The 16287-nt window shown below is 68.0% G+C and carries 14 protein-coding genes; 9 read left to right on the top strand and 5 right to left on the bottom strand.

The features are described 5' to 3' along the window. The first annotated feature begins 9 nt into the window (after positions 1 to 9). The gene (gene acpS, locus B5X82_RS05390; RefSeq protein WP_079647083.1) at positions 10 to 411 is read left to right on the top strand and encodes a holo-ACP synthase; all 402 of its coding nucleotides are present in this window, start codon (positions 10 to 12) and stop codon (positions 409 to 411) included. 36 nt (positions 412 to 447) lie between these two features. Further along, complete coding sequence (lepB, locus tag B5X82_RS05385; RefSeq protein ID WP_079647082.1) at positions 448 to 1320, top strand: signal peptidase I; 873 nt, start codon at positions 448 to 450, stop codon at positions 1318 to 1320. Positions 1321 to 1627: 307 nt separating this feature from the next. Here the strand turns inward: lepB and B5X82_RS05380 are convergent, their stop codons facing one another. After that, positions 1628 to 2197, bottom strand: coding sequence for an FKBP-type peptidyl-prolyl cis-trans isomerase (locus tag B5X82_RS05380; RefSeq protein ID WP_079647081.1), 570 nt, complete (start codon positions 2195 to 2197; stop codon positions 1628 to 1630). Between the two features lie 76 nt (positions 2198 to 2273). Then, entirely contained in the window at positions 2274 to 2480 is a 207-nt protein-coding gene (gene rpsU / locus B5X82_RS05375) for a 30S ribosomal protein S21 (RefSeq protein ID WP_029548939.1), read from the bottom strand. A gap of 207 nt (positions 2481 to 2687) precedes the next feature. On the opposite strand from rpsU, the gene B5X82_RS05370 reads away from it, so the two are divergent. Continuing rightward, on the top strand, positions 2688 to 3233 hold the full coding sequence (locus B5X82_RS05370) for a (2Fe-2S)-binding protein (RefSeq protein ID WP_079647080.1): 546 nt from the start codon (positions 2688 to 2690) through the stop codon (positions 3231 to 3233). Between the two features lie 111 nt (positions 3234 to 3344). Beyond that, positions 3345 to 4313: an RcnB family protein gene (locus B5X82_RS05365; RefSeq protein WP_235862601.1), complete on the top strand. Its 969-nt coding sequence runs from the start codon at positions 3345 to 3347 to the stop codon at positions 4311 to 4313. A gap of 151 nt (positions 4314 to 4464) precedes the next feature. On the opposite strand, the gene B5X82_RS05360 is transcribed toward B5X82_RS05365, so the two are convergent. Then, complete coding sequence (locus B5X82_RS05360; protein WP_079647078.1) at positions 4465 to 4917, bottom strand: MarR family winged helix-turn-helix transcriptional regulator; 453 nt, start codon at positions 4915 to 4917, stop codon at positions 4465 to 4467. Positions 4918 to 4993: 76 nt separating this feature from the next. Between B5X82_RS05360 and hppD the strand changes: the two genes are divergently transcribed. From hppD to fahA, 3 genes are read left to right on the top strand one after another with little or no spacing between them, the layout of a single operon-like run. Beyond that, entirely contained in the window at positions 4994 to 6073 is a 1080-nt protein-coding gene (gene hppD, locus B5X82_RS05355; protein ID WP_209046194.1) for a 4-hydroxyphenylpyruvate dioxygenase, read from the top strand. A gap of 43 nt (positions 6074 to 6116) precedes the next feature. Continuing rightward, positions 6117 to 7394, top strand: a complete 1278-nt coding sequence (hmgA, locus tag B5X82_RS05350) for a homogentisate 1,2-dioxygenase (RefSeq protein ID WP_176152484.1) — start codon at positions 6117 to 6119, stop codon at positions 7392 to 7394. After that, positions 7391 to 8671, top strand: coding sequence for a fumarylacetoacetase (gene fahA, locus B5X82_RS05345; RefSeq protein WP_079647075.1), 1281 nt, complete (start codon positions 7391 to 7393; stop codon positions 8669 to 8671). The genes hmgA and fahA overlap by 4 nt, the downstream gene beginning before the upstream one ends. A 10-nt stretch (positions 8672 to 8681) precedes the next feature. Here fahA and B5X82_RS05340 read toward each other — a convergent pair whose 3' ends face one another. Then, positions 8682 to 10523, bottom strand: a complete 1842-nt coding sequence (locus B5X82_RS05340) for a radical SAM protein (protein ID WP_079647074.1) — start codon at positions 10521 to 10523, stop codon at positions 8682 to 8684. Positions 10524 to 10595: 72 nt separating this feature from the next. Further along, the gene (locus tag B5X82_RS05335) at positions 10596 to 13379 is read right to left on the bottom strand and encodes a porin family protein (RefSeq protein ID WP_079647073.1); all 2784 of its coding nucleotides are present in this window, start codon (positions 13377 to 13379) and stop codon (positions 10596 to 10598) included. 163 nt (positions 13380 to 13542) lie between these two features. Between B5X82_RS05335 and B5X82_RS05330 the strand changes: the two genes are divergently transcribed. Then, a complete protein-coding gene (locus B5X82_RS05330; protein WP_079647072.1) occupies positions 13543 to 15105 on the top strand; it encodes an ATP-binding protein in 1563 nt (520 codons plus the stop codon). A gap of 68 nt (positions 15106 to 15173) precedes the next feature. After that, on the top strand, positions 15174 to 16238 hold the full coding sequence (locus tag B5X82_RS05325) for a helix-turn-helix transcriptional regulator (protein WP_223811021.1): 1065 nt from the start codon (positions 15174 to 15176) through the stop codon (positions 16236 to 16238). Positions 16239 to 16287: the final 49 nt, after the last annotated feature.

The following is a 16287-nucleotide window of genomic DNA, read 5'->3' as shown; positions in this document are numbered from 1 at the left end:
GGAGCCGGCATGATCATCGGCATCGGCTCCGACCTCTGCAACATCGAGCGGATCCAGAAATCGCTCGACCGGTTCGGCGAGCGCTTCGTCGACCGGGTGTTCACCGACACCGAGCGCGCCAAGGCGGAACGCCGGGTGCTCACCCGCGCCGCCACCTATGCGAAGCGATTCGCGGCGAAGGAGGCTTTCTCCAAGGCTGTCGGCACCGGCTTCAGGGCCGGCGTGTTCATGAAGGACATCGGCGTCGCCAACCTGCCGAGCGGCGCCCCCACGCTGGTTTTGTCCGGCGGAGCCAAGGCAAGGCTTGACGTGCTCACCCCGCCGGGCCACGCGGTGGAGGTACATTTGACGATGACGGACGATCATCCCTGGGCGCAGGCGTTCGTGATCCTGTATGCGCGCCCGCTGTGAGGAGGGGATCGCGTGAGCGATCGGCCGAGTGACGATATGGACAATGCGAGTGACGCGCCCGCCGCGCCGGCCGACCCGACGGCGAAGGCCCCGAAGCCGGCGACCGACTGGTGGGCCGAGGCGCGCGGTATCTTCTGGCTGATCCTGGCGGTCCTCGGCTTCCACAGCTTCATCGCCAAACCCTTCTACATCCCCTCCGAGTCGATGATGCCGACGCTGATCACCGGCGATCGGCTGGTGGTGACCAAATATCCCTATGGCTGGTCCTATGTGTCGCCCAGCTTCCACGTCCTGCCGTTCATCCACGGCCGGCTGTTCGGGCGCCTGCCCGAGCGCGGTGACATCGTCATCCTCAAGCCGCCGCAGGCCGACACCGATTTCATCAAGCGCGTCATCGGCCTGCCGGGCGACCGGCTGGAGGTGCGCGGCGGCGTGGTGGTGATCAACGGCGTGCCGGTGAAGCGCACCCCCGAAAGTCCGGCAATGATCGCGGTCGACGCCAACGTGCCGTGCGACCAGCCCGACGTCGCCCGCTTCAGGGTGACCGGCGCGGACGGTAAGCTCTACTGCGCGCTGCCGCGCTTCCGCGAGACGCTGCCCAACGGCCGCAGCTACGACACGATCGACCTGGGCTACATGCCCGAGATCGACGACTATCCGGCGATCACCATCCCGGCCGACCACATCTTCGTGATGGGCGACAACCGCGACCAGTCCGCCGACAGCCGCGTCCCCGCCTATCGCAACGGCCTCGACGGCCCGGTGCCGTTCGAGAATATCGGCGGCCGCGCCGAGTTCATCACCTTCTCGCTCGACGGCACCACCAAGCTGTTGAACCCGCTGACCTGGTTCACCGCGCTGCGCGGCGGCCGCGCCGGCACCAGCCTCCACCCGCAGGAAACGCGCTGAGCCACACGCCCCGCGGACGATGAAGGAACCGCGCGGCGAGCCGATCGCCGCGCGGTTTTTTCGTATCTGTAGTCGAGAGCCGTCATGCTGAACTTGTTTCAGCATCCACCGGGCCGCTCAGGTTGGCCGGGAGATGGCGCGGGCCGCCGATGCAGGAACCGCGGCGAAAGGCCCAGCCTTCCGGTGGATGCTGAAACAAGTTCAGCATGACGGCTGGTGGTGGTGTGTGGCGGGCGGCGCCCCAACAAGAAAGGGGCCGCATCGCTGCGACCCCTTCCTCTCCTATGCGGTAATGCCGGTTCGGCTGTCACATGCCGCCATGGCCGGGGGGCATGCCACCGCCGCCCATGCCGAAGCCCTGCGGCGGCAGGACTTCCTTGACCGTGACGTCGAAGATCACCAGCGCGTCCCCCGGAATCTTGCCGGGGACGCCGACCGGGCCGAAGCCGAGGTCCGGCTTCATCCAGAAACGATATTTGGAGCCCGCGTTCATCAGCTGGAGCCCTTCGGTCCAACCCGGGATCATGCCCTGGAGCGGCATCGGCTGCGGGCCGCCGTGGCGCGCGCTCGAATCGAACACCTCGCCATTGGCGAGGCGACCTTCATATTCGACCAGGACGATGTCGCTCGCGGTCGCCTTGGGGCCGCTGCCTTCGCGCAGCACCTCATATTGCAGGCCCGAGGGCGTCTCGACGACGTCACCGCCCTTGTTCGCGGCGAGGAACTCCTCGGGCGTCATCGCCATCGCCACCTGGCGCGAGGTGCCGACATAGGCGGCGCCGATGCCGATGACGATCACCGCCGCGATGCCCAGCCAGAGCTTGGTCAGCGATCCCTTCGCGATCGGACGAAGGGGGACGGCGGTTACTTCGGACATGGGCGTGTCGCTTTCTCAGGCCATGATGAAACTGCGGCGGCCCGGCGAAACCGGGCCACGGATACGCCGGAACGCCTTAACGGACGCCGTCACGCTCCATCCGCTTGCGCTCCAGCTTGCGGGCGCGGCGGATCGCGGCGGCGCGCTCGCGGGCGCGCTTCTCCGACGGCTTCTCATAGTGGCGACGCAGCTTCATCTCGCGATAGACGCCCTCGCGCTGCAGCTTCTTCTTGAGCGCGCGGAGAGCCTGATCGACATTGTTGTCGCGAACGATGATCTGCATAAAAAACCAATTCTCCAATCATTTGCGGAGCGAGCCATCCACGCCGCCGATCCGACGGTGTCTCCAGCTACAACGCAAAAAAGCGTGTCGTCGCGAAAACCCTTTCCGCGCCGTGAAGAGCCGCCCCTACCAATGCAGCCGCGATTCTTCAAGCATTAGAGGAATTTTTTCCGCTGCACCCGTTCCACCTTCGCGGTATGACGGGGCATGACAAGGTTCACCGTCAACGGCCAGCCGGTGCATTACCGGATGGACCCCGCGACCCCACTGCTGTGGGCGCTGCGCGACGCCTCCAACCTCACCGGCACCAAATATGGCTGCGGCGCGGGACTGTGCGGCGCCTGCACGGTCCATATCGACGGCCAGCCGGTGCGATCCTGCCAAGTCCCGATCGGATCGATCGAGGGCAGCTTCGTCACCACGATCGAGGCGCTGTCGCGCGACCGCAGCCATCCCGTCCAACAGGCCTGGGTCGCTGAGAACCTGCCCCAATGCGGCTATTGCCAGTCGGGCATGATCATGGCGGCAGCGGCGCTGCTCGACAAGAATCGCGATCCTAGCGACGAGGAGATCGACGCGGCGATGACCAACATCTGCCGGTGCGGCACCTATCCGCGCGTCCGCCGCGCGATTCGGCGCGCTGGCCGGGTGCTCGCCGGCAGCGAGACGATCGCCGCCGCCCCGCCGCCCGGGATCGACCCGGCCGACGCTGCTCGCGCCGTGCCCGCGCTCGCGACGAAGCCGGGCGGCTGAAGGTCCGAATCTTTCTGCTTGCTGACAGCGGGGTTCAGCCCTCGCTCAGTCGACAGGGCGCACAAGGGAGACAAGGGTGGCATCATGCCGCCCGTGTGGAGAGTATTTCCGATGCGTAACCTTTCGAGGACCATGATCGGACTGGCGTTGGGGGCGGCGATCATCCTCCCGACCGTCGCCCAGGCCCAGGAGCGCGGCCGCGACCGCGGCGCGATGATGAACGGCGATGCCCGGCGCGAAGCCTTCCGCCAGGCGCGCGAGGCGAATCGCGCGGTCGAGCGCCCCGCCCCGGTCGCGCCCCAGCGCGTCGCGCCGCCCCAGACGCCCCAGACGCCACCGCGCGGCTTTGGCGGCGACCGTGGATGGAATCGCGGCGGCGACAACCGTGGCGGCGATGCGATCCGCCAGCGCGACGCGAATCCCGGCGCACCCCCGTCCGTCGACCGGCAGCGCAACTGGGGCCGCGACAATCGCGACACCGCCACCGGCGGCGCCACGATCGAAGATCGCCGGCGCGTGTGGAACCGCGACGGCCGCAACGACCGGGCCGACCAGACCAACCGGCCGGACCGGGGCGACCGCAACTGGACGCGCGACCGCGATCGCGACACCACTCGCGACCAGCGCTGGAGCAGCGACCGCCGCGACTGGAACCGCGAGGGCTGGAACCGGGACGGCCGGAACTGGGACCGCAACGATCGCGACCGCAACTGGAACCGCAACGACCGCGATCGTCGCGACTGGGCCGATCGCGACCGGCGCGGCAACGACCGCTGGGATCGCAACTGGCGCACCGATCGCCGCTATGACTGGCGCGACTATCGCAACCGGAACCGCACCATCTATCGCCTGCCGCGCTATGTGGCGCCGCGCTGGGGCTACAGCTATCAGCGCTGGTATCCGGGCTATCGCTGGGATCCCTGGTTCTACGGATCGAGCTACTGGATCTCGGACCCCTGGTATTATCGCCTGCCGCCGGCTTATGGCGACTATCGCTGGGTCCGCTACTATGACGATGCGGTGCTGGTCGATATCGAGACCGGCGAGATCATCGACATCATCTACTCCTTCTTCTTCTGACAGAAGGTTCGGCAGGAGAGTGGCCGAAAAGGGCCCGGTGGCACCGCCATCGGGCCCTACTCGTATCTAGAGCATCGCGCCTTAAATCGGGATCACCTTATCCACTCACCCTGAGGAGGGCTGAGCGGGTCATATCTAAGGCGCAACGCTCTCAGAGCGTACCGACCTCCAGCGCCCGTTCCTCGATCGCGCGCAGCATCGTCATGAAGCGGTCGAGCTCGTCGGCCGGGAAGATCGAGAAGATGCGCTCCTCGAACTCGATCGCCTTGGGGGCGACGTCGGCGTAAAGCCGCCGCCCCGCCTCCGACAGCGCCAGCAGCCGCGAGCGCCGGTCGGCCCGGTTTGGGGCGCGGGTGATCAGCCCGCGATCGACCAGCGCGATCGTCGCGCGGCTCACCGTCACCTTGTCCATCCGGGTCGCGATGCAGACGCCCTGCTGGGTGATGCCGTCCTGCTCCGCCACCACCGCGACGATCCGCCATTCGGGGATCGATAGGCCGAACAACGCCTCATAAGCGGTCGAGATCACGTCGCTGACGACGTTCGACGTCACCGACAGGCGATAGGGAATGAAGCGGTCGAGGATGAGGCCCTTTTGCGACATGGCGCGTTGGTATCATTTGACACGAATCGGTTCAAACCCGTATTGGTATCTAATGATACTATCTCAAGAGGCTGCCATGACCGACACCGCCATCGAACCGCATCACAACCCGCTGGGCCTCGACGGTTTCGAGTTCGTCGAATTCACCGGCCCCGATCCGCTGGCGCTCGCGGCGCTGTTCGAGGCGATGGGCTTCACCCATCTCGGCGACCACCGGTCGAAGAACGTCCGCCGCTACCAGCAGGGCGACGTCAACTTCATCCTCAACATGGACAAGGGCGGCCAGGCCGCCGACTTCCGCGCCGCGCACGGCCCTTCGGCCAACGCCATGGCGTTCCGCGTCCATGACGCCGCCAAGGCGCTGGAAAAGGCGGTGGCGCGCGGCGCGACCCAGGTCGAGGGACCGGTCGGCCCGATGGAGCTGAACATTCCCGCGATCGAGGGGATCGGCGGCTCCAACCTCTACCTGGTCGACCGCTACGGCGCGCAGGAGATCTACGACGTCGATTTCCGCCCGGTACCCGGCACGGCGCGTGACCAGCGCTCGGTCGGCCTGCACACGCTCGACCATCTGACCCACAATGTGATGCGTGGCCGCATGAACCACTGGGCCGGCTTCTACGAGAAGGTCTTCAACTTCCGCGAGATCCGTTATTTCGACATCGAGGGCCAGGCGACCGCGCTGCTCAGCCGTGCGATGACCGCGCCCGACGACAAGATCCGCATCCCGCTCAACGAGAGCCAGGACGAGAACAGCCAGATCGAGGAGTTCCTGCGCGAATATAAGGGCGAGGGCATCCAGCACCTCGCGCTCGCGACCGACAACATCTTCGAGACGGTCGACCGGCTCCGTGCCAACGGCATTCGCTTCCAGTCGACCCCCGATACCTATTATGAAGGAATCGACGCCCGCCTGCCCGGTCATGGCCACGACATCGACGAGATGCGCAAGCGCGGCATCCTGATCGACGGCGCGCCCGAGACCGGGGGCGGCATCCTGTTGCAGATCTTCACCGAGAACATGGTCGGCCCGATCTTCTTCGAGATCATCCAGCGCAAGGGCAATGACGGGTTCGGCGAGGGCAATTTCAAGGCGCTGTTCGAGTCGATCGAGCGCGACCAGATCCGCCGCGGCGTGGTGAAGGTCGATGGCTGACGTCGACCCCGCTCGCGGCTCCACCGTCGCAAGGCCGGAGGACATGATGACCGGTTCCTACATTCCCGGCTTCGGCAACCATGTCGCCACCGAGGCGGTTCCCGGTGCGCTGCCGGTGGGGCGCAACTCGCCACAGCGCGTGCCCTTCGGCCTCTATGCCGAGCAGCTCTCGGGCAGCGCCTTCACCGCGCCCCGCGCCGAGAACAAGCGGAGCTGGCTGTACCGGATGCGTCCGGCCGCCAACCATCCACCGTTCAAGGCCTATACGCGGCCGACCGGCCTGCGCCATCGTCCGTTCGACGAGGCGCCGGCCGATCCCAACCGGCTGCGCTGGGACCCGCTGCCACTGCCGACCGAGCCGACCGACTTCATCGATGGGCTGGTCAGCATCGCCGGCAATGGCGGGGTGGGTGTCCATCTCTACGCAGCCAACCGCTCGATGGAGCGCCGCGTCTTCTTCAACGCCGACGGCGAGCTTCTGATCGTCCCCGAGCAGGGGGGCCTCCGTATCGCCACCGAGCTGGGTCTGGTCGAGGTCGAGCCGCTCCACATCGCCGTGATCCCGCGCGGCGTCCGCTTCCGGGTCGAGCTGACCGGCGACGCGGCGCGCGGCTATGTCTGCGAGAATTACGGCGCGCCCTTCCGCCTGCCCGACCTCGGCCCAATCGGATCGAACGGCCTCGCCAATCCGCGCGATTTCGAGACGCCGGGCGCCTGGTTCGAGGATATCGACGAACCCACCGAGCTGGTGCAGAAATTCGAAGGCGCACTATGGTCGACGACGATCGACCACTCACCGCTCGACGTCGTCGCCTGGCACGGCAACCTCGCGCCCTATCGCTACGACCTGCGCCGCTTCAACACGATCGGCACGGTGAGCTACGACCATCCCGATCCGTCGATCTTCACGGTGCTGACCTCGCCGTCGGAAGTCGCGGGTACCGCCAATTGCGACTTCGTGATCTTCCCGCCGCGCTGGATGGTCGCCGAGGACACGTTCCGGCCCCCCTGGTTCCACCGCAACGTGATGAGCGAATATATGGGCCTGATCACCGGTGCCTACGACGCCAAGGCGGGCGGCTTCACGCCCGGCGGCGGATCGCTCCACAACCGCATGTCGGGCCACGGCCCCGATCGGTCAAGCTACGAGACGGCGATCGCCGCCGAGCTGAAGCCGCACAAGATCGACGCCACCATGGCGTTCATGTTCGAAAGCCGGTCGGTGCTCCGCCCGACCCGCTTCGCGCTCGAAAGCCCCCTCGCCCAGCTCGATTATGACGATTGCTGGTCGGGCTTCACCAAGGCAAAGCTCCCCAGATGATCACGATCGACGCAACGCATGACCCGGCCCTCAAAAGCTGGGTGCCGGGGGCCGACGGCCATCCCGACTTCCCCATCCAGAACCTGCCCTACGGCATCTTCTCGCTCGGCGCGGACGGCGAGAAGCGGCCGGCGGTCGCGATCGGCGACAAGCTGCTCGACCTGTCGGCGATCTCCGGGCTGCTTCCGGTCGAGCTGCGCGGGCCAACGCTGAACGCGCTGCTCGCGCTGCCCGCCGAACGGCGGCTGGCGCTGCGCCGCAAGCTGTCGGAGCTGCTATCGAACGAAAACCACCGCCCCGCACTGGAGCCGCATCTGCACGATCGATCGGCGGTGACGATGCACCTGCCGGCCGCGATCGGCGACTATACCGACTTCTATGTCGGCATCCATCACGCCAACAATATCGGCCGTCAGTTCCGGCCCGACAATCCGCTGCTCCCCAATTATAAATATGTGCCGATCGGCTATCATGGCCGCGCCTCGTCGATCCGTCCCTCAGGCGTGCCGCTGGTCCGCCCCAAGGGCCAGCGCAAGCCGCCGGAGGCCGATGCGCCCGTGGTCGGCCCGTCGGCGCGGCTCGACTATGAGCTGGAACTGGGCGTCTGGATCGGCCGCGGCAACGACCTGGGCGAGCCGATCCCGATCGCAGAGGCGGCCGATCACATCGCTGGCTTCTGCCTGCTCAACGACTGGTCGGCGCGCGACTTCCAGGCCTGGGAATATCAGCCGCTCGGGCCGTTCCTCGCCAAGAATTTCCAGTCGACCATTTCCCCCTGGGTGGTGACGGCGGAAGCGCTCGCGCCGTTCCGCATCGCCCAGCCGGCGCGGCCCGAGGGCGATCCGAAGCCCCTTCCCTATCTCTGGGACGAGGACGACCAGGCCGCGGGCGCGCTGGGCGTCGAGCTGGAGGTCCAGCTGTTGACCGCGAAGATGCGGGAACAGGGATTACCGCCGCACCGGCTGAGCAAGGGCCCGGCGTCCAACATGTACTGGACGGTGGCGCAGATCGTCGCTCATCACGCCTCGAACGGCTGCAACCTCCAGCCGGGCGATCTGCTGGGCACCGGGACCATCTCGGCCCCGACCGACGACGGCTTCGGCAGCCTGATGGAGATCTCGCGCGGCGGTACCCGGCCGGTGACGCTGCCGACCGGCGAGGAGCGCAGCTTCCTCCAGGATGGCGACGAGATCCTGCTTTCCGCGACCGCCCGCGCCGAGGGGTATGTACCGATCGGCTTCGGCGAATGCCGCGCGGTGGTGCTGCCCGCGCGCTAGGACAGCAAGGCTAGGCGATCCGGACGAACGGGCTCATGTCGTTGAGCGCCGCGACTGGATCGCGCAGCCGCGGGTCCTGCATCCGCTCCACGAAGTCGGCGTGCTGCGGATGCGACGGCATGAACACCGCCTTCGCCGCATAATCGTCGGCGCTGAACGTGCCCCAGTTGGTCATGCGGGTGAAGGCGACGCTGTCGGCGCCGTAGCGGTGCGCCAGGTCGACGGCGTCGCCCATCTCCAGATAATTGTCGACCTGGACCGTGAACGAGAGTTCGAGACGTTCGACCAGCCCCTGCGCCCGCAGCTCGCCGGCGAAGGCGAGGTTGCGCTCCATCACCGGCCAGCGCGCGCCGCGCCGCAGCAGCTCATGGGTCGGCCCGGTCGCGGCGTCGAGGCTGATCCGCAGATAGGTGGTCCGGCCGTGCAGCGCGGGGAAGCGTTCCCACTCGCGCGGGGTGAGCAGCATGCCGTTGGTCATCACCTGGAAGCGCAGCTCGGGATAGTCGTCCGGCCCCAGCCGTTCGAGCAAGGCACGGAAATTCTTGCTGGCGAAAGGATCGCCCGAGCCGGTGACCAGGACCAGCTTCACCTGCCGCAGCAGCGGGAGGATCTGCTCCTCCTGCAGCCGGTCGAACCGGGCGCGCGTCGCCGAATCCGCCGCGACCTTGCCGGTGCGGCAGCTCGGGCAGGACAGGTTGCAGGTCTGGTCATAGGCCAGGTTGACCCGCTTCGGCCCTTCGGGGAGGCGAGTGCGGAAATTGGCGATGACGTCGCGCCAGCGATCGGATTCGGACGCGAGCCGCGCCTTGGTCGGCAGGCGGTCGTCGACGATCTTCGGGCAGGCCGTCTTGTTGCAGAAGCGGAAGCTGCCGTCGAGGATGCTGGCGCGGATGCTCTGCGCGCTGTCGGAGTTCCACACCTTCTGCCACGGCTGATCGGCGAGGTCGCCGACCGATTCGGGCAACCAGCTCGCGCAACAGAGATGGCTCTTGCCGTCGAGGACGTCGAGTACGTCGAACGGCGTCTCGCAGAAGCGGGTGCTCAGGTCATAGGCCGGATTGTCCGGATCGAGCAGCCCCTGGAGATGGAACATCGCGCCCTGGACCATCGTCGACTGGCTGTGCGCCGTCGCGAGCGGCTCGAGCAACGCGAGACCGCCACCGATGTCGCCGCCCGCCGCGACACAGAGCGCGTGGAGCACGCCCCACAGTTCGGTGTAGAAGCCCAGTTCGTCCCCGGTCAGCGCCACGATCCGATCGGTCAACGCCGGGAAACGCTCGATCAGCACGGGCAGAGCCGACCAGATCTCGGGATGGTCGAGACCGTCGAGGACATGTTCGAACAACAGCTGGACGACCGTGTCGACGTCGTCCTGCAGGAGGAAGCGGAGCCGGATCGCCGCCGCCTGGAACCGCGCCGCCGGGCGAGCGGCCTGCGCCTCGCGCAACAGCTCGCGCCCCACTCCGCGCGCGCCGGCCGCCGCCCTCAGCGCCGCGAGCAGCAGCACGGTGCCATCGCCCAGATCGGCGAGATCGCCCGATCCTTGGGGGAAATTGGCGATCAGCAGCAGCTCGGCCGCCGCTGCGGCCACCATCGGATCGAGCCGAAGGACGATCGATGGAACCAGCGGCGTGGCCGGGTCCCGTTCGAGCCGTTCGAGCAGATGGAAGACCGCCTCGATCAGGACGGGCTGCCCCTCCGCGCCGGCGGGGTCGAGACCCGCCCGGCCGAGCGCCGCGAACGCCGCGCCGATCGCTTCGATCCCGTCCCGCCCGATCAGGTCCAGCGCGGCGACAACGGCATCGCCCTCGTCGACGAAGGCACGCGGGGCGATAGGCGAAGGCTCGTGCACGGTCCAACCTCATGACGGCAGAATTCGTGCACGAGCCATGCCGCTGAATGGTTAATTATTCGAACGCCCCGCTCAGAAGATCAGCTTACGGAATTCGATCCTGATCACCCGGCCGAGCGGATCGAGATAGCCGGCCTGGTAGCGCAGCGGCGTCGCCCCGGTCGCGTCGCGCACACGCGGCCGTGTATCGAAGATATTGTCGATCCTCAGCGAGATGCGCGCGCCACGCGCCCAGCCGCTGTCGACCAGTGCCGGAATCTGCGCGAGGTTGACGAACAGCCGCGCATTGGCCTTCGCGACCGGTGAGAAGCGCAGGTCACCGGTCGGCGATCCGGCGCTGCCGTCAACGGTCGTCCCGCTCTGCCAGGTACCGGTGATCCGCGCGCCGAGGCCGTTGTTCGCATAGGTGAGCTGCGCCTCCAGTTCATGGCGCGAGGTGCCGCCGCCCGATCCGATCACGTCGCCGTTGAGCAGGTCGAGCACCGGCAGGCCGCGGCGGATCAGCACCTCGTCCTTGAGATGCCAGGTATGAAAGACGGAAAGCTGGAGCCGCCCGCCCTGACCACGGCCGCCGGGCCCACCGCGGAAGCCCCCCGGTCCGCCGGGGCCGCCCGGCCCTCCCGGACCGCGCGCGCCTTCGCGGGCGCCGTCGCCCGGTCCCTGCGGTGCCCCACCCTGCCCGGCCGCCTCGCGCGCCGCGATCGCGGCGGCACGCTGCTCCGCCATGCGCCGGGCGAAGGCGCTGTTGCGCATCGCCTCGATCACCCGCTCGGAGGTCTTGAGCCGCTTGGTGAAGGTGAAGCCCCAGCGAAGCTCGCTGCGGTCCTGCCGCGCGAAGTTTATCGGTCGAGCGTCGATCCGCAGCAGGTTGCCGTCGGCATCGCGGGTGAAGCGGTCGGGGAAGGCCGCCTCGATCGCGGCCGTCGCCTCGGGGAAGGTCGCGATCGCGTTGCGGATGCGGCTGTTCACATAGTTGGCGGTGAGGGTGATGTCCTCCTTGAAGGGCTTCAGGGTGAGGCCGATCTTCAACACCCGGCGCCGATCCGCGGCGAGGTCCGGATTGCCGCCGCCGAGCTGGGGGATGTCGACGGTGACACCGCGCACATAGTCGAAGGTGCGGACGTCGGGCGTCAGCACCACGGGATTGCCGAGTTGCTGGACCGAGGGCGGGTTGCGATCCTGGGTCATCGAGACGATCAGGCCGATGCCGTTGCGCGGCTTCCAATTGGCGCCATAGCCGTAGCTGCCCAGCGTGCCGAAGTCCGAATAGCGGTCGACCGCCGCGTTGACGTTGAGTGACAGGTCGCCGATCGCGGCGAGGATATCGTTCTTGCGGCTGGTGAGGGGCAGGTCGAGGCTGGCCCGGCCATTGAGGTCGGTGCGCGACAGGTCGCTCGACGTCGCGACACCCGACCGGGTCGAGGTCGCGTCGAGGCCGAGCGCGCCGAACCCCGCCTTGAAGCTGGCGCTGACCGGACCGGCGGGCAGCTCGGCGACCGGCCCGTTGGCGACGAGCTGGACGTCGCCGCTGTCGGACCTGGCCCGTGCGCGATCGACCAGCCGCTGGTCGAGCAGCGTCGGCGGGATCGTCCCGAACGGATTGACCGACAGGTCCCCGGCGTCGAGCGCTGCCTGGAGATCGCCGACGTCATAGCCGCGCACCGTCCGCGTCTTCGTGACTGAATGGTCGTAATTGCCGGTCAGCGACAGCCGCCACTTCGCCAGGTCCTTGTCGAGGGTGAAGCCGAGATGGCCGGTCACGCCGTCGGTCCCCTGCGTCAGCGGGCTGGTGCCCAGATAGCGCAGCAACGTTGTATCCTCCCCGAAGGGCGAATAGGGATTGCCGGCGGGGAGGCGCAGGCTGGCCCCCGGCAGGCCGCGCAGCGAATCGCTGTCGGTGGCGTTGAGGGTCGCATTGAGCGTCGCCGCGACGTTGCCCAGGATGTTGCGCGCATAGACGCCGTTGACGTCGAGCGTCCGGCTCCTCGGCTGGATCGTCCGGTAACGGCCGACATCGGAGCTGTTGGCGCGGTTCGCCGTGTCGAGGAAATCGGCGAGTGTGGGTGTGCCGCTCGCGGCCGATGCGGGGACGCCGGCGATTGTCACCGGGGCGCCCGCCAGCGCGCTCAGCGCCGGGTCGATCTCGGCGCCGATCGGGATGCCCGCGATGTTGCCGGCGGTGTCGAACGCCCGCCCGCCGCCGCGTGAGATCAGGTTGCGCTCGGCCTCGGTGATGGCGGCGGCGCCCTGATATTCGATGTTGAGGTTGATCCGCTGGTCGCGCCGGATGCGCAGGAAGTTGAGCTCCGCCTCGCCGCTCTCGCCGCCGCCGCGCGTCGCCATGCCGCCTTCGAGCTCGCCGGTGATCGCGTGGAAGCGGCGGCGCAGGACGATGTTCACGACCCGCTGGTCGGCGCTGTAGCCATATTTGAGCGCGACCTCCTCGGGCAGGATGTCGACGCGTTCGATCGCCTCGGCGGGAATGTCGCGGATCTCGCGGAAGCCCGAGATGCGGCGGCCGTTGAGCAGGGTGACCGGCTGCTCGCCGCCGCGGCCCTGGCCGCTGCGCGTCTGCGGCGCCAGTTCCTCGAGCAGCTCGGCGACCGAGTTGACGCCGAGGGCGCGGATGTCGCCGCTGTTATATTGCTGGATCGGCGGGATGTCGCCGACCGCGGCGCCGCGCTGCCGCTGACTCTGCCCGGTCACCAGGATCGAATTGGGATCCTCGTAATCGGCTTCGTCCTGAAGCTGCTCGTCGCCCGTCCGGCTCTGCGCGGCAACCGGCGCCCCCAGGCACAGGGCAAGCAGAATCGCAACCAGTCCGGTTTCGGACAGCCCCTTCGAACGCACCGACATTTCCCCTGATCGAATCATGACGGATCGGCTCATAGCCGGTATTTCTGACGGCATATGTCAGCGTTGAAATCCACCTGAATTCAGAACGAACCCGTTCCCGCTTCCGGCCGATCCGCGCATCGTCTACTAGCGGACAGCACTCGACGAAGGGGGGCCGCCGCCGATGTTCGAAACCGTCCGGGAATTCATCAGCGGCAGCTATGCCCCGCATGGCTATTGCCTGCTGTGGGATCCCTGGCTGGTCTGGACGATGGCGATCGCCGACGCCTTGATCGCGCTCGCCTATCTGTCGATCCCGATGGTGCTCATCACCTTCGTCCGCAAGCGGCGCGACGTCGCGTTCGGCGGGGTTTTCTGGCTATTCGCGCTGTTCATCACCGCCTGCGGCCTGACCCATCTGGTGGGGCTGTGGAACCTGTGGAACGGCGCCTATGCGCTGGAGGCGGTGATCAAGCTGATTACTGCCGCCGCTTCGGTGGTGACCGCGATCGTGCTGTGGCCGCTGTTGCCCAAGGCGATCGCGCTGCCCTCGCCCGCCCGCCTGCGCGAGGCCAACAAGGCGCTGCGCGCCCAGATCGCCGAACGCGAGAAGACCGAAGCCGCGCTCGTCCAAGCCCGCAAGATGGAGGCGATGGGCCAGCTGACCGGCGGCATCGCCCACGACTTCAACAACCTGCTGCAGGTCGTGTCGGGCAGCCTCGACCTGATCAACAACCGGGCCGGCGGCGACGAGCGCATCCAGCATCTCTGCGGCGCGGCGATCTCGGCGATCGAGCGGGGCCGCCGCCTCACCAGCCAGCTCCTGTCCTTCTCGCGCATCCAGCGGATCGAGCTACGGCCGACCCGGATCGCCGACATCCTCGCCGGATTGCGCGAATTGCTGTCGCGGACGATCGAACCGGCGATCACGCTCGACTTCGATGTCGACGAGGTTCCCGAGGCGGTGATGGCCGATCCGGTCCAGCTCGAACTCGCGCTGCTCAACCTCGCGATCAATGCGCGCGACGCGATGCCCGACGGCGGACGGTTGACGATCGCGCTCGGCCGGCAGCGGCTGGAGGGCCGCGACGACGTGCTCGACGGCGACTATGTCGGGATCACCGTCGCGGACACCGGAACCGGCATGACGCCTGAGGTGCTCTCGCGCGTGTTCGAGCCCTTCTTCACCACCAAGCCGGTCGGCCGCGGATCGGGACTGGGGCTGAGCATGGTGTTCGGCATGGCACGCCAGAGCGGCGGCACCGTCACGATCGATTCGCAGCCGGGCCGGGGCAGCACGGTGACGATCTTCCTGCGCGCCGCCGAGGAGGCGGATGAGGAAGAGGCCGCGCCGCGCAAGGCGGCCCCCGCCGACGCCGCGACGATCGCGGGCCTGAACATCCTCGTCGTCGACGACGAGCCGATCGTACGCCAGGTGGTCGCCGAGATGCTCGTCGAACTCGGCTGCACTGTGCGGACGGCGGAGAATGGCGAACGCGCCCTGGCGATGATCGAACGGGAAATGCCATCGGCGATACTGCTCGACTTCGCCATGCCCGGCATGAACGGGGCAGAAGTGGCGCGCGCCGCTCTCGAACGATGGCCCGATCTCAAGATCGTCTTCGCCACCGGCTTCGCCCAGTCCGACGCGATCGACGCGGTGCTCGGCGACCGCGCGATCGTGCTGCGCAAGCCCTTCTCGCCCAACACGCTGGTCCAGGCGCTCCAGTCGGCGATGGTCGCCTGACCATAGGGACCCTCCCCCGTAGATACGCGACCTTGATTGCCTGACGTGGCGGCGACAGACTCCCCGGCGTGAGTCTCCCCGCCATCTCTCCGCCGCCACCGAACGAACCGGTGCCGTCGCTGACCGTCGACGCGGTCCGCCCGCTGCTCGGCGTCATGGAGGCTGCCGGCCTCGCCCCGGCGCACGTCCTGCGTCGCGCCGGCCTGCCGACCGACCTGTTCGCGGTACCGGGGCATGGTGCGCTGCGGCTGTCGGACTATTTCCGCATCTGCGAGCAGATGGCGCTGCTCGGCGGCGACGAGAGCTGTCATGTCTCGCTGCGCCCGCTGATGGTCGGCACGTCGGAGCTGGTCCAGGCCCGGCTGCGCGGCTGCGCGACGATGGCGGAGGTGATGGAGGTGCTGGCCAACAGCTACAACATCATCCATGGCCATCGCTACAACCAGGTCCAGCGGCGCGGACCGCTGATCAGCTACGCGATCGACGACGCCGACTTTCCCTATGCGTTCGACCCGGACGACGCCTTCGTCATCCTCTCGCTCGAATGCCTGCTCGTCTACGTCCATGTCCTGCTGCTGTCGCTCGCGCCCGACGCCGGGCCGATCCCGCTCCGTTCGGTCCGTACCCGCGGTCCCGCCGCCGGCCGCAGCCACCTCGCCTTCCTCGGCGTGCCGGTGAAGGCCTCGGCCGGGCTGTTCGGGCTCGACTATGATGCGGCGCTCGAGGGCGTCGGCGTCACCCCGGCGCAGAGCCCGGTGCTGTCGGCGCGCACCATCTATGGCGGCGTCGCCGACATGCTCGACCGGATCGGGCCGATCGCGGCGGACACACCCGACATCGTCGGCCGGGTGGAGCGCGAGCTCGCGCGCGGGCGGCTCGACCAGGCCGAGGTCGCATCGGCGCTGGGGATGAGCGTCGCCTCGCTCCGCCGCCGCCTGGCCGAGGCTGGGCTCGCCTTCCGCGATCTGCGCGCACGCTACCTGAACAGCATCGCGCGGGCGGCGCTGGAGGACGGCGGCAGTATCGCCGACATCGCCGAAACGCTCGGTTTCTCGGACGGACGCAGCTTCGCGCGCGCCTTCCGCCAGTGGAACGGCGTCGCGCCCGGGGATTATCGCCGCAGCGCCGACTGAGCGAATTTGTCCCATCGAATCTGATCCGAACCGTCATCGACAGCGAAAG

Source organism: Rhizorhabdus histidinilytica (assembly GCF_900167915.1).
GTDB lineage: Bacteria > Pseudomonadota > Alphaproteobacteria > Sphingomonadales > Sphingomonadaceae > Rhizorhabdus > Rhizorhabdus histidinilytica.
Note: the sequence above shows the minus strand (reverse complement) of the source record. Positions and strands in the feature narration are given on the sequence as shown.

Excerpts from the sequence above, each read along its gene's own strand:
- acpS (WP_079647083.1), top strand. The coding sequence starts at position 10 with ATGATCATCGGCATCGGCTCCGACCTCTGCAACATCGAGCGGATCCAG.
- lepB (WP_079647082.1), top strand. The coding sequence starts at position 448 with ATGGACAATGCGAGTGACGCGCCCGCCGCGCCGGCCGACCCGACGGCG.
- B5X82_RS05380 (WP_079647081.1), bottom strand. The coding sequence starts at position 2,197 with ATGTCCGAAGTAACCGCCGTCCCCCTTCGTCCGATCGCGAAGGGATCG.
- rpsU (WP_029548939.1), bottom strand. The coding sequence starts at position 2,480 with ATGCAGATCATCGTTCGCGACAACAATGTCGATCAGGCTCTCCGCGCG.
- B5X82_RS05370 (WP_079647080.1), top strand. The coding sequence starts at position 2,688 with ATGACAAGGTTCACCGTCAACGGCCAGCCGGTGCATTACCGGATGGAC.
- B5X82_RS05365 (WP_235862601.1), top strand. The coding sequence starts at position 3,345 with ATGCGTAACCTTTCGAGGACCATGATCGGACTGGCGTTGGGGGCGGCG.
- B5X82_RS05360 (WP_079647078.1), bottom strand. The coding sequence starts at position 4,917 with ATGTCGCAAAAGGGCCTCATCCTCGACCGCTTCATTCCCTATCGCCTG.
- hppD (WP_209046194.1), top strand. The coding sequence starts at position 4,994 with ATGACCGACACCGCCATCGAACCGCATCACAACCCGCTGGGCCTCGAC.
- hmgA (WP_176152484.1), top strand. The coding sequence starts at position 6,117 with ATGATGACCGGTTCCTACATTCCCGGCTTCGGCAACCATGTCGCCACC.
- fahA (WP_079647075.1), top strand. The coding sequence starts at position 7,391 with ATGATCACGATCGACGCAACGCATGACCCGGCCCTCAAAAGCTGGGTG.
- B5X82_RS05335 (WP_079647073.1), bottom strand. The coding sequence starts at position 13,379 with ATGTCGGTGCGTTCGAAGGGGCTGTCCGAAACCGGACTGGTTGCGATT.
- B5X82_RS05330 (WP_079647072.1), top strand. The coding sequence starts at position 13,543 with ATGTTCGAAACCGTCCGGGAATTCATCAGCGGCAGCTATGCCCCGCAT.